Source organism: Xanthomonas populi (assembly GCF_002940065.1).
Lineage (GTDB): Bacteria > Pseudomonadota > Gammaproteobacteria > Xanthomonadales > Xanthomonadaceae > Xanthomonas > Xanthomonas populi.
In genome coordinates, this window is record NZ_MDEJ01000331.1 from 1 (window position 1) to 516 (window position 516).

Consider the following 516-nt stretch of genomic DNA (forward strand, 5'->3'; position numbering starts at 1 on the left):
AGGCGCAAGGGCTGAAGGTGGGGACCGGCACGATCGTAGACGCCACGCTGATCACGGCGCCGAGTTCGACCAACCATGCAGACAAGGCGCGTGACCCGCAGATGCACCAGACCCGCAAAGGGCAGCAGTGGTCTTTCGGGATGAAGCTGCATATCGGCGTAGACAGCCGGACCGGCTTGGCACACAGCGCGGCGGTGACTGCAGCCAACCTGCACGACAAGCATCTGATCGGGGATTTACTGCACGGCGAGGAGCGTCACATGTACGGCGACGGCGCCTACGCCAGTCACAAAGCATTGATTCGCGCGCACGCACCGCATGCGCGCGACTTCACCAATCGGCGTACGCGCAAGGGCGGGCACGTGGATGAGGCCGAGCGCAGCCGCAACCGCCACACATCCAAGATCCGTGCACGGGTGGAGCACGTGTTTGCGGTAGTCAAGCGCCTGTGGGGATTTGCCAAGGTGCGTTACCGCGGCCTGGACAAGAACGCCAACCGCAGCTTTGTGGCGCTGG

General features: G+C 64.0%; 1 protein-coding gene. It reads left to right on the plus strand.

Features of this window, described 5'->3' with window-relative positions:
• The coding region (locus tag XpopCFBP1817_RS21160) for an IS5 family transposase (RefSeq protein ID WP_128418508.1) at nt 1-516 on the plus strand (516 nt) is incomplete at both ends.